This window comes from Duganella sp. 1411, from assembly GCF_017833525.1.
Lineage (GTDB): Bacteria > Pseudomonadota > Gammaproteobacteria > Burkholderiales > Burkholderiaceae_D > Rugamonas.
Genome location: NZ_JAFICD010000012.1, coordinates 1 through 23,683, shown reverse-complemented (window position 1 = coordinate 23,683; position 23,683 = coordinate 1). Strand labels below are relative to the sequence as shown.

General features: G+C 65.6%; 16 protein-coding genes. 4 read left to right on the top strand and 12 right to left on the bottom strand.

Annotated elements, in window-relative coordinates; translation table 11 throughout:
• Positions 1–21: 21 nt before the first annotated feature.
• Both JOD97_RS33060 and JOD97_RS33055 read right to left on the bottom strand, forming a co-directional pair.
• Entirely contained in the window at positions 22–1,644 is a 1,623-nt protein-coding gene (locus tag JOD97_RS33060) for a methyl-accepting chemotaxis protein (protein WP_209726876.1), read from the bottom strand.
• Positions 1,645–2,040: 396 nt separating this feature from the next.
• Positions 2,041–3,672 (bottom strand): methyl-accepting chemotaxis protein, encoded by a 1,632-nt coding sequence (locus JOD97_RS33055; RefSeq protein ID WP_209726875.1) that lies wholly within the window; start codon positions 3,670–3,672, stop codon positions 2,041–2,043.
• 370 nt (positions 3,673–4,042) lie between these two features.
• Here JOD97_RS33055 and JOD97_RS32065 point away from each other — a divergent pair, with 370 nt between their 5' ends.
• The 4 genes from JOD97_RS32065 (at position 4,043) to JOD97_RS32050 (ending at position 8,772) form a co-directional block, all read left to right on the top strand.
• The gene (locus tag JOD97_RS32065; protein WP_209726874.1) at positions 4,043–5,791 is read left to right on the top strand and encodes a M1 family metallopeptidase; all 1,749 of its coding nucleotides are present in this window, start codon (positions 4,043–4,045) and stop codon (positions 5,789–5,791) included.
• Complete coding sequence (locus JOD97_RS32060) at positions 5,788–6,294, top strand: hypothetical protein (protein WP_209726873.1); 507 nt, start codon at positions 5,788–5,790, stop codon at positions 6,292–6,294. Before JOD97_RS32065 ends, JOD97_RS32060 begins: the two co-directional genes overlap by 4 nt.
• A gap of 175 nt (positions 6,295–6,469) precedes the next feature.
• The gene (locus JOD97_RS32055; RefSeq protein ID WP_209726872.1) at positions 6,470–6,811 is read left to right on the top strand and encodes a DUF1840 domain-containing protein; all 342 of its coding nucleotides are present in this window, start codon (positions 6,470–6,472) and stop codon (positions 6,809–6,811) included.
• Positions 6,812–7,122: 311 nt separating this feature from the next.
• Entirely contained in the window at positions 7,123–8,772 is a 1,650-nt protein-coding gene (locus JOD97_RS32050; RefSeq protein ID WP_209726899.1) for a methyl-accepting chemotaxis protein, read from the top strand.
• A gap of 6 nt (positions 8,773–8,778) precedes the next feature.
• Here the strand turns inward: JOD97_RS32050 and JOD97_RS32045 are convergent, their stop codons facing one another.
• The 10 genes from JOD97_RS32045 to JOD97_RS32000 all read right to left on the bottom strand — a co-directional run bounded on the left by JOD97_RS32045 (position 8,779) and on the right by JOD97_RS32000 (position 23,218).
• On the bottom strand, positions 8,779–12,690 hold the full coding sequence (locus JOD97_RS32045) for a two-component regulator propeller domain-containing protein (RefSeq protein ID WP_209726871.1): 3,912 nt from the start codon (positions 12,688–12,690) through the stop codon (positions 8,779–8,781).
• Between the two features lie 112 nt (positions 12,691–12,802).
• The gene (locus JOD97_RS32040) at positions 12,803–14,092 is read right to left on the bottom strand and encodes a carbohydrate porin (protein ID WP_229264879.1); all 1,290 of its coding nucleotides are present in this window, start codon (positions 14,090–14,092) and stop codon (positions 12,803–12,805) included.
• 111 nt (positions 14,093–14,203) lie between these two features.
• The gene (locus JOD97_RS32035; protein ID WP_209726870.1) at positions 14,204–14,986 is read right to left on the bottom strand and encodes an L-iditol 2-dehydrogenase; all 783 of its coding nucleotides are present in this window, start codon (positions 14,984–14,986) and stop codon (positions 14,204–14,206) included.
• Positions 14,987–15,101: 115 nt separating this feature from the next.
• Positions 15,102–16,019 carry an AraC family transcriptional regulator gene (locus tag JOD97_RS32030; protein ID WP_209726869.1) on the bottom strand — a complete coding sequence of 306 codons (918 nt, stop codon included), beginning with the start codon at positions 16,017–16,019 and terminating at the stop codon, positions 15,102–15,104.
• A 63-nt stretch (positions 16,020–16,082) separates the two neighbouring features.
• On the bottom strand, positions 16,083–17,549 hold the full coding sequence (xylB, locus tag JOD97_RS32025; protein ID WP_209726868.1) for a xylulokinase: 1,467 nt from the start codon (positions 17,547–17,549) through the stop codon (positions 16,083–16,085).
• Positions 17,550–17,553: 4 nt separating this feature from the next.
• Entirely contained in the window at positions 17,554–19,038 is a 1,485-nt protein-coding gene (locus JOD97_RS32020; protein WP_209726867.1) for a mannitol dehydrogenase family protein, read from the bottom strand.
• Positions 19,035–20,099: an ABC transporter ATP-binding protein gene (locus JOD97_RS32015; protein WP_209726866.1), complete on the bottom strand. Its 1,065-nt coding sequence runs from the start codon at positions 20,097–20,099 to the stop codon at positions 19,035–19,037. Before JOD97_RS32015 ends, JOD97_RS32020 begins: the two co-directional genes overlap by 4 nt.
• 31 nt (positions 20,100–20,130) lie before the next feature.
• The gene (locus JOD97_RS32010) at positions 20,131–20,949 is read right to left on the bottom strand and encodes a carbohydrate ABC transporter permease (RefSeq protein ID WP_209726865.1); all 819 of its coding nucleotides are present in this window, start codon (positions 20,947–20,949) and stop codon (positions 20,131–20,133) included.
• Positions 20,950–20,959: 10 nt separating this feature from the next.
• A complete protein-coding gene (locus JOD97_RS32005; RefSeq protein WP_209726864.1) occupies positions 20,960–21,820 on the bottom strand; it encodes a carbohydrate ABC transporter permease in 861 nt (286 codons plus the stop codon).
• Positions 21,821–21,907: 87 nt separating this feature from the next.
• Positions 21,908–23,218, bottom strand: a complete 1,311-nt coding sequence (locus JOD97_RS32000; RefSeq protein WP_209726863.1) for a sugar ABC transporter substrate-binding protein — start codon at positions 23,216–23,218, stop codon at positions 21,908–21,910.
• Between the last annotated feature and the right edge of the window lie 465 nt (positions 23,219–23,683).

Sequence of the window (23,683 nt, the reverse complement as noted above, 5' to 3'; positions counted from 1 at the left end):
CCGTTCAGGCAGCGCCCGTCGTCAGCCGGCCAGCGCCAGCCGCGCGGCCTGCCGTGGCCCCGGCTTGGCCGCCAGCGGCGCGGCCGCGCGGGCGCCGGCGTCCAGCGTGAACACGCTGACCACCTGGGCCAGGTGCGCGGCCTGCTGTTCCAGCGCGCCGGTCGCGGCGGCCGCCTCCTCCACCAGCGCGGCGTTCTGCTGCGTCACCGTGTCCATTTCGGCGACGGCCTGGTTGATCTGCTCGATGCCGACCTCCTGCTCATGGCTGGCGGAGCTGATCTCGCCCATGATATCGGTCACGCGCTGGATGCTGGCGACCACCTCGGTCATCGTGGTGCCGGCCTTGGCCGCCAGCTGGTTGCCGGCGTCGACCTGCTCGACCGAGTCGTTGATCAGGGTCTTGATCTCCTTGGCGGCGCCGGCCGAGCGCTGCGCCAGGTTGCGCACCTCGGACGCCACCACGGCGAAGCCACGGCCCTGCTCGCCGGCGCGGGCCGCCTCGACCGCCGCGTTCAGCGCCAGGATGTTGGTCTGGAACGCGATGCCGTCGATGACGCCGATGATGTCGGCGATCTTGGCGGCCGAGGCATGGATCTGGCCCATCGTCGTGACCACGTCCGACACCACCGCGCCGCCCTGGCGCGCCACCTCGGCCGCCGACACGGCCAACTGATTGGCCTGGCGCGCGTTGTCGCTGTTTTGCTTGACGGTGGAGGTCAATTCCTCCATCGACGAGGCGGTCTCCTCCAGCGCGCTGGCTTGCTGCTCGGTGCGCGAGGACAGGTCCATATTGCCGGTGGCGACCTCCGCGGTGGCCGTGGCGATCTCGTCGGTGCTGCCGCGCACCTGGCCGACGATATTGTTCAGGCTTTGGTTCATCTCCTTGAGCGCCTGCAGCAACGCGCCGATCTCGTCCTTGCTATCCACGTCGATGCGGCTGCTCAAGTCGCCGGCGGCGACGGTTTGCGCCAGCGCCACGGCGCGGTTGACCGGCACCGTGATAGAGCGCGTGATGAACCAGCCGATCAGCACGGCGGCGGCGACGGCAAGCGCCGACAGCGCCAGCGTCATTCGCACCGCGAAGGTGCCGTCGGCGCTGGCCTGGTCGCCATCCTTGCGCATCAGGGATTCCTGAAACGCGGACATGGCGTTGATGGCCTCAAAAAAATCGTTCTGCGCCACGCGCAAATCCTTGAGCAGGTATTTTCCGGCCTCCTCGGCCCGCCGCTCCTTGATCAGCTTGACGGTGACGTCGCGCTTTTGCGCATAGACCTGCCGACGCTCGCCCATGGCCTTGAACAGTGCCCGGCCCTTTTCCAGCGTCAGCATGGCGCCAAGCTGATTGAAGTTCGCCGTATTCTTGTTTAGCGAGGCATCCAGTTTTGCCAGCGACGTGTTCACTTCCGCCGGATCGGCCGCGCCGATCAGGGCGTTGCGCAAATAGCGCCCCTGCAGGTTGACCTCGGTCTGGATTTCCTTGGTCAGCATGAGCTTGACGTGGCTTTGGTTCAGGATCCGTTCCGTCGCCTGGTTGATCAGATGGATACGCGTGACGGCAATGACAGCGACGGTGGCCAGCAGCAGCACCACCACCCCAAAACCAAGACCGAGCCGGGTTCCAATGTTCAGATTTGAGATTTTCATTCTATTGTCCAGTTAGCGTGACGCTGCCCGCCAGCGCTTGACGCGCGAAGATTGAGAAGCAGGAACCGCCACCACAGACAGGCGCAAGGCGGTGATTGCGCCAATTCCGGGGCGCGGATACAGGGATTCATCCCGGGGATGCGGGGGACCGACACAAAAGTGGCGTCCGACTCGGCGCCAAGATTTTGCGTCCTGATAACTAATTTCCATATAGTATCAAAAAAAACCCCATGTTTGTCTAGTACAAATGCGTAGATAAAAATAACTAGGACGGCGCCGTCCGGGTGGCATCACCGCCTTTTGCCAGCGTAAACGGCGAACGGCGCGGCCGGGCCGCGCCGTTCAGGCGGTCGTTGCATCGAGGGGGCGGCGCCGCCGTTCAGGCGGCGCCCGTCGTCAGCCGACCAGCGCCAGCCTCGGGGTGCGCAGATGCGCCGGGTTGGACGGCCTTGCCGCCGCCGGCACCGCCGCGCGGGCGCCCATGTCCAGTTTGAACACGCTGACCACCTGGGCCAGGTGCGCGGCCTGCTGTTCCAGCGCGCCGGTCGCGGCGGCCGCCTCCTCCACCAGCGCGGCGTTCTGCTGCGTCACCGTGTCCATTTCGGCGACGGCCTGGTTGATCTGCTCGATGCCGACCTCCTGCTCATGGCTGGCGGAACTGATCTCGCCCATGATATCGGTCACGCGCTGGATGCTGGCGACCACCTCGGTCATCGTCGTGCCGGCCTTGGCCACCAGCCTGTTGCCGGCGTCGACCCGCTCGACCGAATCGTTGATCAGGGTCTTGATCTCCTTGGCCGCGCCGGCCGAGCGCTGCGCCAGGTTGCGCACCTCGGACGCCACCACCGCGAAGCCCCGGCCCTGCTCGCCCGCGCGCGCCGCCTCGACCGCCGCGTTCAGCGCCAGGATGTTGGTCTGGAACGCGATGCCGTCGATGACGCCGATGATGTCGGCGATCTTGGCCGCCGACTCGTTGATCTGGCCCATCGTCGTGACGACGTCGGACACCACCGCGCCGCCCTGGCGCGCCACTTCAACGGCCGACACCGCCAGCTGGTTGGCCTGGCGCGCGTTGTCGCTGTTCTGCTTGACGGTCGAGGTCAATTCCTCCATCGACGAGGCGGTCTCCTCCAGCGCGCTGGCCTGCTGCTCGGTGCGCGACGACAGGTCCATATTGCCGGTGGCGACCTCCGCGGTCGCTGTGGCGATCTCGTCGGTGCTACTGCGCACCTGGCCGACGATGTCGTTCAGGCTGTGGTTCATCTCCTTGAGCGCCTGCAGCAACGCGCCGATCTCGTCCTGGCTGTCCACGTCGATGCGGCTGCTCAGGTCGCCGGCGGCCACGGTTTGCGCCAGCGCCACGGCGCGGTTGACCGGCAGCGTGATCGAGCGCGTGATGAACCAGCCGATCAGCACGGCGACGATGGCGGCCAGCGCCGACAGCGCGATCGTCGTGCGCACCGCGAAAGTGCCCTCCGCCCGCGCCTGCTCGCCGGACTTGATCATCAGCGCCTCCTGGAAATCCGCCATGGCATCGATGGCGTCGAAGAACGCGTTCTGCACCGGACGCAGCTCCTTGAGCACGTGTTTGCCGGCCAGGTCGCCCTTGCCGTCCAGTAGCAGCTTGACGCTGACCGCGCGCGCCGTGCCGTACACCTCGCGGCGCTCGCTCAAGGCCTTGAAGAGTTCGTTGCCCTTGTCCGTGTTCAGCATGCTCTTGAGCTTGGCGACATGCTCGCCGTTGGTTTTGACCGACGCCTCGAGCTTGGCCAGCGACGACTTGACCTCCGCCGGGTCGTCGGCGCCGATGATGGCGTTGCGCAGGTAGCGCGCCTGCAGGTTCACCTCGGTCTGTATATCCTTGGCCAGCATGACCTTGGCGTAACGGTCGTTCAGTATCTCCTCCGTCTTGTTGTTAATCAGGTTGATGCGGCTGACGGCGATGAACGCCACGACCAGCAACAACAGGATCACCACGCCGAAACCAAGGCCCAGCCGGGTGCCGATTTTTAGATTTGTAATTTTCATGATCTATTCCATTTCCGAGTGGCCAGGGCAACTCGTACGCTGTAGTAAGCAAGCGCTCGCCGGCGCGCCGGACAGGCGGGACGACAATGCTTGCGCGGCAAGCGGCAGGAATCGGGGCGCGGGGAAAACGACGCCGTCCCAGGGGTCGGGGGACGCGGCGCGAGATGGAAAGAACCTTAACGGTCCAACACTGCGATATGTGTTTTCCGGATAGTAACAAGAAAGCTTCTCGGCAGGCGCCAAAAAAAAGACGCAGCACGCACTTTCCGACAACTTTTCGCTGAAGATGAGGCTGCCAACCAACAGTCGGGGACTATTGGTAGCGCTTACTGCTATATTGCTTGATCAACATCAACCGCTCCGAATTCCCATGACACGCCCGCCCCTGTATTTCGCCGCCCGCCTCGCCGCCGGCGCGCTGCTGGCCGGCTGCGCCAGCACCCAGCTTCCGCTGACCGACTTCACCGCCAACTCCGGCGCCCCGCGCGCGCCGGAGCAACTTGCGGTCACGTTTGAAAAGGCCGACCTGGCGCTGCGCGTCGATCCGGCCACGCGCAGCATCCGCGGCGACGCCTCGCTGACCTTCCTCGTGAACGGCGACACCCCGGCGCCGCTGGCCCGCATCGCCGTCGAACTCGATCGCAACCTGCCGCTCGACGGCGCCAGCGTCGACGGCGTGGCGCTGGCGCCGTCGGCGATCAGCAACCCCGACGGCCGCCTTTACCTGACCTTGCCGTCACCGCTGCCGGCCGGCGCCCGCGCCACCGTGCGCATCCGCTATCACGGCGTGCCGCACGTGGCCAAGCGCGCGCCGTGGGATGGCGCCTTCGTCTGGAGCCACACCGAGGACGGCCAACCGTGGATCGCCACCACCGTCGAAGGCGAAGGCTGCGACCTGTTCTGGCCCTGCATCGACCATCCGATGGGCAAGCCCACACTGATCGACCTTCACATCAGCGTGCCGGCGCCGCTGGTGGTGGCCGGAAACGGCGTAGCGCTCGGCATGGACGAGCGGGACGGCTGGCGCACCTACCACTGGCGCGCGAAACATCCCAGCACCTACGGCGTGGCGCTCAACATCGGGCCGTACGAGCTGCTGTCCGGCGACTACGCCAGCCGCTACGGCAACACGATCCCGCTACGGCTGTGGTACCTGAAGGGCCACGAGCGCCAGGCCAGGGGCTTGTTCGGCGAATTCGCGCCGATGCTCGATTTCTTCGAGCGCCGCATCGGCCCCTACCCGTTCGGCGACGAGAAAATGGGCGTCGTCGAAACCCCGCACCTGGGCATGGAACACCAGACCATCAACGCCTACGGCAACGGCTACCTGAAATCGCCCTACGGTTACGACTGGCTGTTGCACCATGAGCTGTCGCACGAATGGTTCGGCAACCAGATGACCAACGCCGACTGGGACGACATGTGGCTGCACGAGGGCTTCGGCAGCTACATGCAGCCGCTGTACCTGCAATGGCTGCGCGGCGACAGGGAATTCCAGGCGGAGCTGTTCAACCACCGCAAGTCGCTGCTCAACAAGGCGCCGGTGGTCAGCGGCAAGCCGCAGCGCATCGAGGACGTCTACGACGACGAGCGCGGCGGCCCCGGCAACGACATCTACACCAAGGGATCGCTGATCCTGCACACCTTGCGCAACCTGATCGGCGACGACGCCTTCTTCCGCGCCACGCGCCGCATGGTCTACGGCACCGACACGCCGGCTCCCGGCAACTTCCAGCCGCGCTGGAGCAGCACCAGGGAGTTCATCGCCATCGTCAACCAGATGGCCGGCCGCGACCTGAACTGGTTCTTCGACGCCTATCTGTACCACGCGGCCCTGCCCGAGCTGGTCGAGGCGCGCGACGGCGACACGCTGCGGCTGAGCTGGAAGCTGAAGGATGGCGGCCCGTTCCCGATGCCGCTGGAGGTGCGCATCCTGGACGACCAGGGCGAGCGCATCGTCCAGTTGCCGATGAGCGGCGGCCGCGGCGAACTGACCTTGCCGGCCAACGCGCTCTATACTATCGATCCGGGCTCCCGCGTGCTGCGCCAGCAAGCCCATATCGACGAGTGGAAACGCGACGACGACGAACGTAAAAAGAAGAAAGCGAAGGCACCATGAAAAAGTTCACGCTGGCGTTGCTGATGGCGGCCGCGCTGTCCGCCTGCAGTCCCCAATACGACTGGCGCGACTACCGCGCCAACGACGCGCCGTACGCCGTGCTGTTCCCCGCCAAGCCGGCCAGCCAGACGCGCGCCATCAAGCTCGGCGAGCTGGACGTGAACATGACGATGACGGCGGCCGAGGTCGACGGCGTGGTGTTCGCGGTCGGCAGCGCGCAGCTGGCCGACGCGGCCCGCGCGCCGGCCGCGCTCGAGGCGATGAAGACGGCGCTGGTCAACAACATCGCCGCCACCGTGACCAAGAGCGCGGCGTCGGCGAGCGGCGCGCAAACCGTGCTCGATGTCGAGGCGAAGGGGAACCGGAATGGCGAGCCCATGCTGCTGATCGGGCGTTTTATTGCCAAAGATAAACGCGTTTATCAGGTGATCGTCATGGGCCGCGAGAAAAACATCGTGCGGGACACGGTGGAAACCTGGTTCAGCTCCTTCAAACTGATCTGAATTCGGGGGGCTGGCTTAAAAGATGCTTAACTGATGTGCGATACCGTCCATACAGCTGAGTTCGTATCTTGTAAAGTTTCCCCGACAACCTAATGTGAACAGCAACGGCACGCCGCTGCCTGGTCATTCGGCGCACCGTAGGACCTTTTCATCAATAATACTAAGAAAGCGCATCATGTTAATTGCCTTCAAATCCAAATCCAGCCCTGAAGTCCTGATGTATCAGGAGCACGCCCAGCGCATCCTCGACCTGCTGCATAAAAATCCCACGCGCGGCGTGATCACCGCCGCCGAGGCGGAGCAGGCGCTGTCGGTGCTCGAGCACGAAGTGGCCGAAAGCAAACTCCATCCTGAAAACGATGTCGAGCACGACGTCCACGCGCACGAGAAGGAAGAAAACGAGACGGTGGAACATGCCGTCATGCAGCGCGTGGGTTTCCACGCGCGCGCCTACCCGCTGCTGGAGATGCTGCGCTCGGCCAAGCAGGAAAACGAGAGCATCATCTGGGGCGTCTAGCCCGTAATGACCTGATCCGGGCGGATTGGCGGGCCAAGTCCGCTCATCCGCCCCTGTTGTTCTCCCTTCGATTTCCCCCTGCCAAGCCATCGCCTGCTCCGGTTCCCGGCCGGCGCCGCCCCGCCGCGCGCGGCCGCCGCTCCCGCGCGCTCAAGTTTTTCTCAATTACAACTAAATTAATCAAGTTTAACTTTCGTTGTTCAAATTATCTGCAATAATAACTTGGGCATTCCGAAACGCAACATTACCCGGGACAGAACAGCCATGGGCAGTTGCAATTAGGCAAGGAAAAACAGATGAACTGGAACACGATGAGGCTGGGTGTAAAGCTGCCACTGACGATCACGCTGTTGGTTCTATTGATGGGTGCGGCAGCGATGCTCGGCTTCAGCCGGCTCAATGGCGCGCTCGACACCTTCCGCATCGATGTAGCCGCCGCCGTCCAGCATGAACGGCAGCTCAATGCGATCAACCTGGCTTTCAGAGAACAGATTCAAGGTTGGAAAAATACGCTATTGCGGGGCAAGGACTCCAAAGCACTGGAGAAATACTGGGCGGACTTCGAGAAAAGCGAGCAGCTTGTGGCGCTGGGTACCAAGCAACTTCTCGACACCATCGGCGATCCAAAGGCCCACGAGTACATCAGCAAGTTTGCGGCGGCGCACGCGCTGATGGGACGGAAATACAGGGAAGGCTTGGAGGCGTTCAAGGCCAGCGGCTTCGACCACACCCAGGGTGACGCCCGCGTGGCGGGGATGGATCGGGAGCCGGTCAAGTTGTTGGCGGAGGCATCCGAGGATTTTGCCGCGACCGCCACTGCGGTGGCTAACGCAACGCTCGTGCAAGCAAACAAGGCCCAGGTACTCAGTTACACAGCGCTTGCGGTCATGTCCGTTGTCGGCCTGTTGCTCGGCCATTTGCTGAGCCGCTCGGTCATCCAACTTCTTGGCGGCGAGCCGGCGGACGCGGCGGCCACGGCGCAGGCCATTGCCGGGGGCGATCTGTCCACCCTGGTGAAAGTGCGCGACGGCGACACGACCAGCCTCATGGTGCAGATCAAGCAGATGCAAACGAGCCTGATCAATATTGTCAGCCAAGTCCGCGCCGGCACCGAAACGATCGCCACGGCATCGGCCCAAATTGCCTCCGGCAATCTGGACCTGTCGTCGCGCACGGAAGAACAAGCCAGCTCGCTGGAGGAGACCGCCTCTTCGATGGAAGAGTTAACCGCCACCGTCAAGCACAACGCCGACAACGCCGCTCACGCCCATGAGCTGGCCCGCTGCGCTTCCTCGGTGGCCAGCGAAGGCGGCAACGTGATGTCGCAAATGGTCGATACGATGGGCTCCATTAATGAATCGTCGAGAAAAATTGTCGACATCATCGGCGTGATCGACAGCATCGCCTTCCAGACCAACATCCTCGCCTTGAACGCGGCGGTGGAAGCGGCGCGCGCAGGCGAGCAAGGTCGTGGTTTCGCGGTGGTCGCCGCCGAAGTGCGCAATCTGGCGCAACGCTCGGCCGCGGCGGCAAAGGAGATCAAGACCCTGATCGGGGATTCGGTGGGCAAGGTGGAGAACGGCGCCAAGCTGGTCGATCTGGCCGGCGCGACGATGAACGAGGTGGTTGCCAGCGTGCAGCGGGTCTCGGCCATCATCGGCGAAATCACCAATGCCAGCAACGAACAGCGCACCGGCATCGAGCAGATCAACGAGGCCATCGGCCAGATGGACAATGTGACGCAACAGAATGCGGCGCTGGTGGAAGAAGCCGCCGCGGCGGCGCAGAGTCTGAAGCATCAGTCGGACAGCCTGTCGCGCGTGGTGGGCGTGTTCAAGCTGGCCGATCACGCGGGGCGCGCCGCGCCAGCCGGGGCGTCCGCATCCAAACGGGGCAAGGTGATGGGCACCGTCGGTCCGGCCCGGCGCGGCCTGTCCACCATCGCGCAGTCCGGCCCCTAACGTTACTCAGTCCCCGGCCAGGCTGGCCTTGAGCGGCAGATCAATCGTAAACCGCGTGCCGACGCCGACCACGCTGTCGACCCGGATGCTGCCGTCCAGCAGCGACGTCACGATGTTGTACGTGATGCTCAACCCCAGCCCGTTGCCCCCCTGCCCCAGCTTGGTCGTGAAGAACGGATCGAAGATGCGCGCCTGATGCTCGATGGCGATGCCGGCGCCGTCATCCTGGAACACGATCCGCACCCGCTCCGGCCCCAGCCGCACCGCCCACAGCCTGATCACGCCGCCGCTGCGCCCGTCGAACGCGTGCAGCAGGGCGTTGTTGATCAGGTTGATGATGACCTGGCCGTACGGCCCCGGGAAACTGTCCATCTCGATATCGTCCGGCATCTCCAGATCGACCTGGTGGCCGGCCTTGCGGATCTGGTTCTTCATCGTCGTGACGATTTCCTGGCTGGCCTGGTGCAGGTTGAAATGGCGCCGCTTGGCGCTGGCCTGGTCGACCGCCACCTGCTTGAAACTGTTGACCAGCTCGGCGGCGTTGCGCAGGCTGCGCATCAGCAAGGTCGACGCCTCGCGCGCGGCCTCGATGAATTGCGTCAAATCGGAGCGGCGCAGCACGTTGCTGTTCTGGCGCAGCTCGATATCGGCGGTCTTGTCCTCGAGCGTGCTGGCGATCACCAGGCTGTTGCCGATCGGCGTGTTGAGCTCGTGCGCGACGCCGGCCACCAGCGATCCGAGCGCGGCCAGCTTTTCGCGCTCGACCAGTTGCTGCTGCGTGTCCTGCAACTGCCGGTACGAATCGGCGTTGGCGAACGCCACCGCCACATACGAGGCTAGCGTGGTCAACATGTCGAGATCGATGCGGTGGTAGGCGTGCGCGCGGTAGCTGTGGACGGTGATGACGCCGCGCACCTGCCCGTTGACCGAGATCGGCACGTAGATCAGCGACCGCGGCTCGGTCGGCAGCGACCCGTCTTCGAGCGTGCCCATGTTGTCGACGCCGGAGACCAGCGCCAGGTTGGCGATGTAGCGCCCGTACTCCTGCTCCAGGTCGTTGATGAACACTTCCTCCGCATGGTTGATGCACCACACCGCCAGCTGGTTCGGCTCGAGCATGCTGCGCGTGTACGGCGTGTAGCGCTTGCCGTTCTCCATCGCGAACGGATACTCGATCAATTCCTGCTCGGGCCGGTAAATGCCGATGCCGAACACGCTCGCGTCCATCAGCGCGTGCACCTGCTGGTAGAGCATGGTCATGATCGCTTCGCTGTCGAGGTTGGCCGTGATGCGGCGGCCGATATCGGACAGCAGCGAGATATTGCGATGCGCCAACTCCACGCTTTCCTTCTGCAGTTCGGCCTCGTGCTTCTGGCGCTCGATCGATTCCTTCTGCAGCACCAGCTCGCGCGTGCGGCTGCCCACCTCCTCCTCCAGCGCCTGCTTTTGCCGCATCAGCATGCGGATGCGTATGCGGAACAGCAAGTACGCCGCGCCCACCACCACGCCGACCATCAGCAGCCGGAACCACCACATCTTCCAGAACGGCGGCGTGATGATCAACGTCAGCTCCGCCGGCGCGGGACTCCAGACGCCGTCCTTGTTGGCGGCGCGCACGCGGAACACGTAGCGGCCGGGGTCCAGGTTGGTATAGGTGGCGAAGCGCTTGCCGGCGTCGGTCGCCACCCACTGCGGATCGAAACCCTCGAGCTGGTAGGCATAGCGGTTGCGCTGCGGATCGGCGAAATGCAAGGCGGCGAACTCGATCGAGAACATGACGTCGCGATGGCTCAAGGTCAGCGTGCCGGCGCCGCCCAGCGATCCCTTCGGCAGCACGTCGGGGCGCGGCGTGTCGCTGACGATCGATTCGTTGAAAATGAAAAAGTCGGTGATGGCGATCTGCGGCGGACGCGTGTTGTCGTGCACGGCCGCCGGCTTGAACGCGGTCATGCCGGCCAGGCCGCCGAAGTACAGCGTGCCGTCCGGGCCCTTGTAGGCCGAGCCGATGAAATAGGAGCCGTCGATCAGGCCGTCCTTGGCGGTGTATTGCTTGAACACGCCGGTGTCCGGATTGAACATCGAGATGCCGGCGGTGGTGCTGATCCATAGACGGCCCTGGTCGTCGTCGAGGATGGCGCCGATGGGGTCGACCGCGCCGCCGTTCTGCCCCGGATAGTAGCGAAAGCGCAGGTCGCCGTCCGCCTGCGGCAAGGCCTGGCACAAGCCGGCGGCGGTGCCGACCCACAGCACGCCCTTTTTATCCTCGAAGATGAACGGCACCCGCTTGTGGCTCAGGCTGTCGGGTTGGTTGGGGTCGTGGCGGTAGTGGCGGAATTTTCCGGTGGCGCGGTCGAAGCGGTTCAAGCCGTTCTCCGTGCCGATCCACAAGATGCCCTGGCGGTCCTCCAGCAGCGCGTACACGCGGCCGTCGACGCTGTCCGGATTGTCGAGATCGGCGCGATAGGTGGTGACGGCGTCGGTGTCCGGATCGATGCGGTGCAGGCCGGCGCGCGTGCCGGCCCAGATGACGCCGGCCTTGTCGACCATCAGGCGCTGGACCGACAGCGAACTGGTGTCGGCGTCGAAGTGCACCCGGGTGTAGCGGCCGGTGAGCGGATCGCGCCGGGCCAGGCCGGTCGAGGTGCCGACCCACAGCCGCCCCTTGCGGTCGGTGGCCAGCGCGATCACCGTGTCGCCCGGCAGGCTGGCGGGATCGTGCTCGTCGCGGTGCCAGACCTCGACGGTGCGTTTGGTCACATCGAGCCGGGTCAGGCCCTCGGACGAACCGAGCCAGAGCTTGTTGTCGCCGGCGCCGCTGATCGCGCGCACCTTGCCGTTGCTCACGCCCGGCAGCACCCCGGACGACTCGGAATAGCGTTCGAAGCCGCCGCTGTCCAGGTCCACCCAGTCCAGGCCGGCGAACCAGTTGCCGACCCAGAGGGTGCCGGTGCGGTCCTGGTACAGCGCGGTGATCTGGTTGTCGCTCAGGCCGTGACGGTTCAGGCTATCCCAGCGGTAGCTGTGGAATTCGCCGCTGGCCGGATCGCGCCGTTTCAGTCCGTCCTCGTGCGTGCCGACCCACAAGGTGCCCCCGCTGTCGTGCAACAGGACGTTCACGCGCTGATCGCCCAAGCCCCCGAACGCCGTTGACGGCAGGCGCCGCGGCGTGCCGCCGTCCGCCCGCCACGCCTGCAGGCCGGCCATGGCGCCGACCCAGACGACGCCATCAGGCCCGACCGACAGCGCGGTGATATTGTTGGACGGCGCCGTGCCGGAGCGCGGCGTCAGATGGACGAATTTGGCGGCGCCCGGCGGCAGCATCTCCAGCCCGCTGGCCGTGCCGATCCACAGATTACCGGACTTGTCGCGCACCACCGCGTTGACCCGGTCGTCGGAGATGCTGTCCGGATCGGCCGGCGCGTGCCGCAGCGTGCGCACCCGGCCGCTCTTGATGTCAAGATGCAGCAGGCCCTCGCTGGTGACCAGCCACAGGCCGTCGCCGCCGTCGCCGATGATATGGATCACCGCCAGGTTGCCGGCCTTGATGGTTTGGTGGATGAAGCCGCCCGTGGCCGGGTCGTACCGGTCCAGCCCGCCCTTGCTGCCGACCCACAAGCGGCCGGCGGCGTCCTCGTACAAGGCCTGCACATAATTGTCCAGCAGGCTGTGCGGATTGCCGGGGTCGTTCTTGAACACGGTGACGCGGTAGCCGTCAAAGCGGTTCAGGCCGGCCTGGGTGCCGATCCACAGATAGCCTTGGCGGTCCTGGAGCACGCGGGTGATGGACTCCTGCGTCAGCCCCTGCTCGACGCCCAGATGTTCGAAGCGCAAGCTCAGCGGGGCCGCGTGGGCGAGCGAACACAGCGCCAGCAGAAGCAAGCCGCAAAACCGAGCCGTACGCGCCGCGAAACGTGACATAAGGTTGCACTCCAATATGAACCATATTGTAATGCAGAAATGTCGGCCCAAAAAAAAGCACCCGGCGCGGCTGGCGCACCGGCTCCTCCACGCCCGGGCTCGCCGTCCCGGCTTAGAACCAGGTCTCGACCTGGAACCCGACCGAGGTGCCGCTGGTGCGGTTGTTGTACACCGGCCCGCCGCTGTTGGCGGCGTTCACGGCCGCCGTGGCCGCGTCGTTCCACTTGCCGTACGTGACAAAGGCGCGCAACTCGGGGCGCGCCCACAGTCCGGGGCCGGCCGAGATGGTCGGCGCGAACGTCACCTTGGTCAGCCGCTGCGCCGCGCCGCCGGTCGGCGAGGTGACGCGGTCGGTGCCCAGCTCCATCACCACTTTGAGGTTTTTGGTCAACGCATACACCGGGCGCACGCCCAGCGAGGTCCAGGTGCTCGAGCCGACCGCGTCGGATTTGTCCTTTTGCACCAGCGCCACCATTTCCACGCCAAAGTTCCAGGTAGGCTGGATCCACAGGTTGTCGAACACGCGCGCGCGCGTCACGTCCGATCCCAGCAGCGTGCTGCCGGACGAGCCCATGCCGCCGTGGTCGCCGCCGATGCCGGTGCCCGGGCCCACGCCGTACTGCACGCCGAAGTTGTTGGCGCCGCCCAACACATCGGCCTGCTTGTGAAACGCCGACAGTTGCCAGCCGTTGTGCCGGGCGCCCGCCGTCTCGCCGCCCTGCGCGGTGATGACCGACGCGGCCACGTCGACGGTGCCGCCGGCGTTGACCGGCAAGTCCTGGTACATCAGGTTCTGGCGCGTGGCGGACGTGGTACCGATCACGGCGCCATCGGCCGCGAGGATGTTGATATCGTTATCCTTGAAGAAGGCGTAGGAGAATTTGCCGGGGCCGGCCTGGATCTTGTCCAGACCCGCGCCGGTGCCGCTGAAATTGATGTACTGGAAATCCATCATGTGGATGTCGGGACGGTTGTAGTAACGCTTGCCGATCCAGGCCGTGCCGCCATGCAAAAAGTCCAGGCCCTTGGCCTCGACATAGCCCTTCAAGATATCGAACTCGGCGTCGCGGAAGCCGGACTTGTTGCCGTAGGCGATCATCCACAGCGTGGCGACGTAACGCACGCCGTCCGATTCGGCGATCTCCTTGGTGTAGCCGCCCTCGAAATCGGAATCGCACTCGTTGCCCAGCCGGTACTTGTGGGTGTTGCCGCCCAGGCCGTAGCAGCCTTGCGGCCCGCGATCGCCGCCGGTGAACGTGCCGCCGCCGACGCGCAAGTAGCCGTGGAAGCCTTCGGCGTCCTGCCCGGCTTGGGCGGCGGCGCCACCGCTGGCCATGGCCAGCGCCAGCGAAAGGGTCAGCGGCAGCGCCGCCAGTCGCATCTGTTGCATCGGTTGTTTCATGTTTGTCTCCGGTTTTATGGTTTTTTTGTTTTCGACGGACGTGCGGGTCCCGCCGCCGCGCCCGTCGACAGGCGCTGCGCCGCTTGCTACCGGGGGGAAAGAAAAGAGCGTCTAGCTCATGACACTGCCGCCGTCGACGTTGAGCGTCTGGGCGGTGATATAGGCCGAGTCGTCGCAGGCCAGGAAGATCGCGGCGCCGACCAGGTCGGCCGGCGTGCCCATGCGGCCCAGCGGCACGGCCAGGCCGACCGCCTTTTTCTTCTCGCCCGGCTGCAAACCTTCGTAGCGGGCGAACAGCGAATCGACGTGGTTCCACATCGGCGTGTCGACCACGCCCGGCGCGATGCCGTTGACGCGGATGCCGTGGGGCGCCATGGCCAGCGCCGCCGACTGGGTGTAGCTGATCACGGCCGCCTTGCTGGCGCAGTAGTGCGCCACCAGCGCCTCGCCGCGGCGGCCCGCCTGCGACGCCAGGTTGACGATGGCGCCGGTGCGGCCGGCATCGCGCATGCTTTGCAGGACCTGCTGCATGACCAGGAACATGCCCTTGACGTTGACGTCGAACAGCCGCTGGTACATCGCCAGATCCGATTCCAGCAGCGGCGCCATGTCAAACACGGCGGCGTTGTTGAACAGGATGTCGATGGGGCCGAAGCGGCGCTGCGCGGCGGCCAGCAACTCGCGCACCGATTCGGCGCTGGTGACGTCGGCCTGCACGTACTGCAGCTGCGCCGGATGGCGCGCCATCACCTCGGCCAGGGCGGGCGGCGCTTGCGGCGCCAGGTCGGCCACGGTGCAGCTGGCGCCTTCGCCCAGGTAGGCCTCGGCCACGGCCAGGCCGATGCCGCCACCGGCGCCGGTCAGCAAGGCGTGGCGGGAAGCGAGACGATTCATGCGGATCTCCTTTCGTTATCGTCGATACAGTCATCTGCATCGTGAAAGAAAGTCTAGCAGCGGCGCCTCGCCGAAACCGATACTGCGGGCGCGATAATCGATACTCTTCTACCTGTCAGGCGCCGAATCGGCCCGACGCCTGCTGGCGGAACTCCTTCGGCGTCATGCCCTTCAGTTCCAGGAAGCGCCGGTTGAAATTGGCGACATTGTTAAAGCCGGCGTCGTAGCAGATGTTGGTGACATAGCGCTCCGTTTCCATCAGCAGCTGGCAGGCCTTGTTGACGCGCAGGCGGTTGACGAAATCGGTGAAGCTGTTGCCGGTGGCGGTGCGGAAGAAACGGGTGAACATGCGCTCGGACATACCGAGCTGGCGCGCCAGGTCGCTCATCGAAAACTGGCTGCTGAAGTTCTGCACGATGAAATCGACGGCGGAGCTGATGCGCGCCAGCGCGTCGTCGTCGTCGAACGACTGCATCGGCACGGTCGACAGCAGCTGGTAGTCGCTGCTGTCGGCCAGCTCGCCCAGCAAGGTGAGGAATTCGATGAAGCGCGGCAGGCCCTTGCCGTCGCGGATGCGCTCGAAGCGCCGCCTGGCCTGGTCGCTGATGCCGAAGAACTCGATGCCGTGGGTGGCGCGGTTCAGCAGCGGCATGATGCTCTTCACCTCCGGGATGGCGCCGGCCATCTGCTCCAGCGGCGCGTGGGTGAACTGGATCACCATGTCGCGCAGCTTGACGCCTTCGGCCGGCGTGTCGAGCGAGACCCAGTTATGCGGGATGCGCGGCGCCGTCAGCACCAGGTGGCCGGGGGAGAACTGGCCGATGTAGTCGCCCACGAACACCTTGCCGCTGCTGGCGCAGATCAGATGCAGCTCGTACTCGTCGTGATAATGCCAGCGCACCAGGGAGCTGGGGAAGCCATGCTCCAGGTAGCGGATGAAACCGTATCGTCCATTCGGCTCGAACCCCTCGCTCGCGTCGCGCGCGCAATCGTGTTCCAGCTCCAGTGTGCGGTGTATGCTCTTGGGTGGCATGTCGCTGTCCCTCCTCTCCTCGGTATGTGCTGCGCCAAACGAGTATAGCAAAGCCGATCCGCTTCAAAACAAAGGCCGCACCTTCCGGTACAAGTCGCGGAAACGCTCGTGGCGCGGCAGCAGCGCGGCGCGCCATTCGGGTTCCGGCGGTATCGCTTCGAGCACCGCTGGCGCCACGCATACCCGCGCCACATCGAGGCCGGGATCGGCCGCCAGCATCGCCAGCCGCGCCGCGCCCAGCGCCGCGCCGACCTGGCCTCCGCTATTGAGCGTGAGCGGCACATCGAGCGCGCTGGCCAGCAGCCGCGCCCAGTATCGGCTGCGGCTGCCGCCGCCCACCAGCGCCGCCGTGCGCACGTCGCCGCCGGCGTCGCGCAGCGCCAGGTAACTGTCGCGCAGTCCGAACGCCACGCCCTCCAGCACCGAATAGCCGAGCGACGCGCGGTCGGTGTCGTGCCGCAGGCCGAGCCACACGCCGCTGGCCAGCGCGTCGTTGTGCGGCGTGCGCTCGCCCGACAGGTAAGGCAGGAACAGCGGCGCCGTCGCGCGCAGCGCCGGTCCCGCCTTCTCCACCTCGTCCAGCAGCGCCGCCTCGTCGGCGGCATGCGTCAGCGCCGTCACCCAGCGCAGGCAACTGGCGGCCGACAGCATCACCCCCATCTGGTGCCATTGCCCTGGCAGCGCGTGGCAAAAGGTGTGCAGGCCTTGCGCGGGATTGGGCCGGTAGGCGTCGCTGGCGGCGAAGAACACGCCGGAGGTGCCCAGCGAGATGAAGCTGTCGCCCGCAGCCACCACGCCCATGCCCACCGCGCTGGCGGCGTTGTCGCCGGCGCCGCCGGCCACCACCACCGGCGCCGCGATGCCCCAGTCGCGCGCCAGCGCGGCGCGCAGCATGCCGCCCGGCGCCGTGCCCTCCACCAGGCGCGGCATGTGCGCGCGGCGCAAGCCGCAGGCCTCGAGCATGGCGTCGGACCAGTCGCGCCGCGCCACGTCCAGCCACAAGGTGCCGGATGCGTCGGACATGTCGGAGATCAATTCGCCCGTCAACAGGTAACGCAGATAGTCCTTGGGCAGCAGCACGGTGGCGATGCGGGCGAACAGTTCCGGCTCATGGCGCGCCACCCACAGCAGCTTGGGCGCCGAAAAGCCGGGCATGGCCAGGTTGCCGGTGATATGGCGCAGGTCCGGCGCGCGCCGTTCCAGCTCCGCGCATTCGGCGCCGGCGCGGGTGTCGTTCCACAGGATGGCCGGGCGCAGCACCCGGCCCGACGCGTCCAGCAGCACCGTGCCGTGCATCTGGCCGGACAGGCCGATGCCGCGCAGCGCCGCCATCGCCAGCGGGTGCTCGCGGACGACGGTATCGATCGCGGTCTTGGTGGCGAGCCACCAGTCGGCCGGGTCCTGCTCCGACCATTGCGGCATCGGCCGGCTGATGGCCAGTGGCGCGTGCGCGCTGGCGACGGTGCGCTGCTGCGCGTCGATCAGCAGCACCTTCACCTCGGACGTGCCCAGGTCTATGCCCATATACATGGTTTTACTCCTTGGCGTCCAACACGTGGTCCAGCGCGGCGCGCGCGCCGTCGCGGTACAGCCGCGCCAGGTCCTCGCGCACCTGCGCGGTGAAGCGCGGCTCGTCGGCCAGCTCGCCGAACAATTCGCGCAGCGACAGCAGCGGGCCGGCGTCGGCGCCGCCGCGCAGCGCGTGCCCGCGCAAACGCTCGCCGTGCGGGTCGATCAGCGGCATCTGCGCGCCCGACTCGGAGCGGCCGTTCAGGTAGCGGAACCAGCACGCCACGGTAAAACTCAGGCGGGCGATCGGCCCGCCCCGTTCCAGTTGCTCCCGCACCGACGGTAGCACAAACTTCGGGATGCGCGCCGATCCCTCGGTGCCGATGCGCGACAGCTGGTCGCGGATGGTCGGATTGGAAAAGCGCTCGATCAGTGTGCGTTTGTAGGCCACCAGGTCGATGCCCTCGACGGCCGGCAGCAACGGCGTGACCTCGATGTCCATCATGTCGCTGAACAGCTGGCGGATGCCGGCGTCCGCCATCGCTTCGTGCGCGTACTCGTAGTCGAACAGCATGCCGAGATAGCACAGCGACTGGTGGCCGGCGTTGAGCAGCCGCAGTTTCATTTTTTCGTAGGGCAGCACGTCGGCCGTCATCTGCGCGCCGACCAGTTCCCACGCCGGCCGCCCGCCGGGGAAATGGTCCTCGATCACCCATTGCAGGAATGGCTCGGTCATCACCGGCCAGGCGTCGGCCAGGCCGAAGCGCTCGCGCAGCAACGCGCGGTGCTCGTCGGTGGTGGCCGGCGTGATGCGGTCGACCATGCTGTTGGGGAAAGCAGCGTTGTGCGCCACCCACTCGCTCAATGCCGGATCGCCCAGCGCGGTGAAGGCCAGCAGCATCTTGCGCAGCACATCGCCGTTGTTTTGCAGGTTATCGCACGACATCAGCGTGAACGGCGCCAAGCCGCGTTCGCGCCGTCGCCGCAGGGCCTCGGCCAGATAGCCGAACGAGCAGCGCGGCGTGAGCGGATGCGCCAGGTCGTGCGCGATGTCCGCATGGGCGGCGTCGAATTCGCCATTGCCCTGGTTGATGTAGTAGCCGCCCTCGGTGATCGTCAGCGCGACGATGCGGGTGCCGGGATCGGCCATTTTTTCCAGCACCGCCTCGGCGTCGTCCGGCGCGTACAGGAACTCCAGCAGCGAACCGACGACGCGCGCCGCATCGCCTTGCGCGCCGCGTTCGACCACCGTGTACAGGCAATCCTGGGCCAGCATGGCGTCGCGGATCGCCGCGTCGTGCGGCAGCAGGGCCACGCCGCAATAGCCCCATTCATGCTGTCCGGGCAGGTGCAGCAGGCGGTCCAGGTACACCGCCTGGTGGGCGCGGAAAAATCCGCCGACGCCGATATGGACGATGCTGCGCGCGACATCCTCGCGCGCGTAGCCGGGACCGGCGACATCCGGCGGCAAGGCGGCCAGCGCGGCCTGGTTCAGGGCGAGCGCCTTCATGCCGGCACCCCGCTCGCGGCCGCGAAGGTTTTGCCGGCGGCGTCGAAATGGTGCACGGCGCCGGGGTCGAAGTAGAGGCGCGTGCGGTTCCCCGGTTGCAGGCCGGTGCGCTCGCCGCTGCGCGTGACGATCTGCACCCCGTTCTCCAGGCGCGCGTAGACCAGCGTCTCCACGCCCAGCGATTCGACCAGTTCCACCGTCGCCGGCAGGCTGCCCGGGGCGGCGTCGCCCTCGACGGGGCACAGCCGCGCGTGCTCCGGGCGGATGCCGACGAAGCCGTCGCGACGCGCGGCGCCTCCGGCCAGCGCGGCCAGCATCGGCAGGTCGGCCGCCGGCACCACGTTCATACTGGGAGTGCCGATGAATTGCGCCACGAAGCGGTTGGCGGGACGGTCGTACAACTCCAGCGGCGTGCCGTGCTGCTCGATCTGGCCGTCGCGCAGCACCACCACGCGGTCGGCCAGCGTCATCGCCTCGACCTGGTCGTGGGTGACGTAGATCGAGGTGGCCCCCAGCTCGGCATGCAGCTTGGCGATCTGGATGCGGGTCTGCACGCGCAGCGCGGCGTCGAGGTTCGACAGCGGCTCATCGAACAGGAACACCTTCGGATCGCGCACGATGGCGCGCCCGATCGCCACCCGCTGGCGCTGGCCGCCCGACAGGTCTTTCGGCGTGCGTTGCAGGTACTTGCCCAGGTCGAGGATGGCGGCGGCCTTGTCGACCTTGTCGCGGATCACGGCGCGGTCGACGCCGGCCAGCTTGAGCGCGAACGACATGTTCTCGAACACCGTCATGTGCGGATACAGCGCGTAGGACTGGAACACCATCGCCAGGTCGCGCTTGGACGACGGCAGCGCGGTGATGTCGCGCCGGTCCAGCAGCAGGCTGCCTTTGTCGATGGTCTCGAGCCCGGCGATCATGCGCAGCAAGGTCGACTTGCCGCAGCCGGACGGGCCGACGAAGACCACGAATTCGCCCTTTTCGATCGCGAGGTCGATGCCTTTGATGGCGTGGTGCTCGCCGAAGAATTTTTCGATATTACTGAGTTGCAGGTAAGCCATGGTTACTGTCCTATGTTGATGGTTGCCGCGCTTATTTGACGGCGCCGAACGTCATGCCCTGCACCAGCTGCTTCTGGCAGAACCAGCCGAGCGCCATGATCGGCGCGATCGCCATCAGCGAGGCGGCCGACAGCTTGGCCCAGAACAGGCCCTCCGGACTGGAGTAGGAGGCGATCAGCCAGGCCAGCGTGCCGGCGTTGGCCGCGCCCAGGTTCAGCGACCAGAACGACTCGTTCCAGGCCCACACCATGCACACCAGCGCGGTGGAGGCGATGCCGCCCGTCGACAGCGGCAGCACGATGTGGCGGAACTCGTGCACCACGCTGGCGCCGTCCATGCGCGCCGCCTCCAGGATCTCGCGCGGCAGCTCGCGCAGGCTGGTGTAGAGCAGCCAGATCATGATGGGCAAATTCATCAGCATGAACATGAAGGTCAGTCCGGCGCGGCTGTCGAGCAGGCCGAAATACTGGTAGCAGATATAGATCGGCATCAGCGCGCCGACGCCGGGCATGTAGCGCGAGCTGAGGACGAACTTGAGCAGGCCGACCGTGCCGCGCGTGGGGAAGAAGGCCATCGAGTACGCGGCCGGCAGCGCGATCGCCAGCCCGACCGCCGTCGACAGCACGCTGGTGAGCAGCGAGTTGATCGCGTAGCCGGCGTAGTGGTCGCGCGCCATGACGTCGCGGAAGCTTTGCAACGTCGGCGAGAAGAACAGCAGCGGCGGCGTGGAGATGGCCTGGGCCTCGGTCTTGAACGCCATCAGCGCCAGCCAGAAGATCGGAAAGAACAGCAGCAGCGCGCAGAACCAGGCGGCGGCGGTGCGGACGTGCGGGGTGGTGGGTTTGTGCATCGCGGTCTCCTTATTTGGCCAGGTTCTTGCCGATGACGCGCATCAGGAAGAAGGCGGCGATATTCGCCAGCAGCACGGCGAACAGTGCGCCGGCCGAAGCGGCACCGATGTCGTAGGATTGCAGCGCCTGCTGATAGATCATGAACGTGATCGTCGTGGTGTCGAAGCCGGGGCCGCCGCCGGTGGTGGTGAAGATCTCGGCGAACACCGACAGCAGGAAAATCATCTCGATCATCAGCACCACCGACACCGCGCGCCCCAGGTGCGGGATGTACAGGTAGCGCAGCTGCTGCAGGTAGTTGGCGCCGTCCATGCCGGCCGCCTCCAGCTGCTCGCGGTCCATCGACTGCAGCGCCGTCATGAAGATCAGGCAGGCGAACGGCAGCCACTGCCACGACACCATCATGATGATCGACAGCAGCGGATACTCGGACAGCCAGTCGACCGGGGTCTGGCCGAACAGCCGGCTGACCTGCGCGAACAGGCCGTAGATGGGATTGAGCAGCATGTTCTTCCACATCAGCGAGTTCACCGCCGGCATCACCAGGAACGGTGAGATCAGCAGCACGCGCACGATGGCGCGGCCGGGGAAGGCGTCGTTGATCAGCAGGCCGAGGGCGGCGCCACCCAGCACGGTGATCAGCATGACGGAGAACATCAGCACAAAGGTGTTGTGCAGCGCCGGCAGGAAGGCGCCGTCGGTGAAGAAGAAGTAGAAATTCTCCAGTCCGTGGAACGGGTGTTCGCCCGGCGCCAGCAGGCTGAATTTGACCAGCGAGTAGTACAGCGTGATCAGCAGCGGGACGATGGAAATGACGGCGATGGCGAGCACCGCCGGCGTCAGCAAGGTCCGAGGTATCAGTCGTTTCATGGGTAATCTCAAGGTGCGTGCGGGTGCCGGCGGAGCGCGGCGATGCCGGCGGTCCGTCTGGCTATCAGTGTGGACGCGAGGCCCGGGCTATTTGTAGTAGCCGGCCTTGCGCATCTCGCGGTCGGCCGCCTGTTGCGCCTTCTCGAGCGCCTGGTCGGCCGTCACCTTGCCCAGCAGGGCGGCGGTGATCTGCTGGCCGGTGGCCACGCCGATCGCCTGGAATTCCGGGATCGCCGCGTATTGCACGCCGATGTAGGGGGACGGCGGCAAGGTGTTTTGCTTGGGACTGGCGGTGGCGATGGCCTTGCCTTCCGCGGCCGAGAATTTGGCCGCCTTCACGAATTCCGGCGTGGCGTAGGTCGACTTGCGGGTGCCGGTGGGGACGTTGGCCCAGCTGGTTTCCTTGGCCACCAGCTTGATGTAGTCCTTGGACGTGGCCCAGTTGATGAACTTTTGCGCCGCGTCCGGGTGCTTGGAGCTTTTCGGTATCGCCAGCGCCCAGGCCCACAGCCAGTTGGCGCCGCGCTCGGTGACGGCGATCGGCGCTTGCGCGTAGGCGACCTTGTCGGCCACCTTGCTCTGTTTCGGATCGCTGACGAAGGAGGCGGCGATGGTGGCGTCGATCCAGATGCCGCACTTGCCTTCGTTGAACATCGCCAGGATTTCATTGAAGCTGTTGGACGACGAGCCGGGCGGCCCGTATTTCTTCATCAGGTCGACGTACATCGTCAGCGCGTCGCGCCACGGCTTGCTGGTGAACTGCGGTTGCCATTTCATGTCGAACAGCTGGCCGCCGTAGGAGTTGGCCATGGTGGTCAGCAAGACCATATTGTCGCCCCAACCCGGTTTGCCGCGCAGGCAAATGCCGTACACGCCGTTGGCCGGATCATGGATCTTGGCCGCCACCGCGCGCAGTTGGTCCCAGCTGGGCCGGTCCTCGAGCGTCATGCCGGCTTTTTTCACCAGGTCGGCGCGGTACATGATCATCGAGCTCTCGCCGTAGAACGGCGCGGCGTACAGCTGGCCGTTCAGCGACAAGCCCTCGCGTATCGTCGGCAGCAGATCGTCGACGTCGTAGGCGGCATCCGGCTTGATCGGCAGCAGCCATTCCTTCTTGGCCCAGATCGGCGCCTCGTACATGCCGATCGTCATCAGATCGAACTGGCCGCCTTTGGTGGCGATGTCGGTGGTCATGCGCTGGCGCAGCACGCCCTCCTCCAGCGTGACCCATTTGAGCTTGATATCGGGATTGGCCTGCTCGAAGAATTTGCCGAGTTTTTGCATCTCGATCATGTGGCCGTTGTTGACGGTGGCGATGACCAGGTCGGTGGCGGCGAATGCGGCACTAGCGGCGCATAAAAGACCAACGCATAACGCACTGAGGGCGATACGATTCATGGTGATGTCTCCAGATTTTATGATTTTTTGTCGGGGCGGCGCCTGTTAGCACCACCCCTGCAATGTATCATCGGCCTCCGATACTTTCCGATACTGAAAAACCAAGTCTCGATACTTTTTGGTACGGGAGCGCGGGGCAAGCGGAGGGGAATCGGCGCCAGAGTATCTGGATAAGCGGCGCCGGCATGACGCGGAGACACGTAGGGCGGATTAGGCGGAACGCCGTAATCGGCCATCTAAGAGCGGTCGGCGGCGCACGCATTGGCCGATTACGCTGCGCTAATCCGCCCTACGTGTTTTAGAAGTATCTCGCGCCGCCGCGCACAGACGCAAAAAAGCCCCGACCAGATCACTGGAAGGGGCTTCTTTATATAACTAGCCTGACGATAACCTACTTTCACACTGGTTGCAGCACTATCATCGGCGCAGAGTTGTTTCACGGTCCTGTTCGGGATGGGAAGGGGT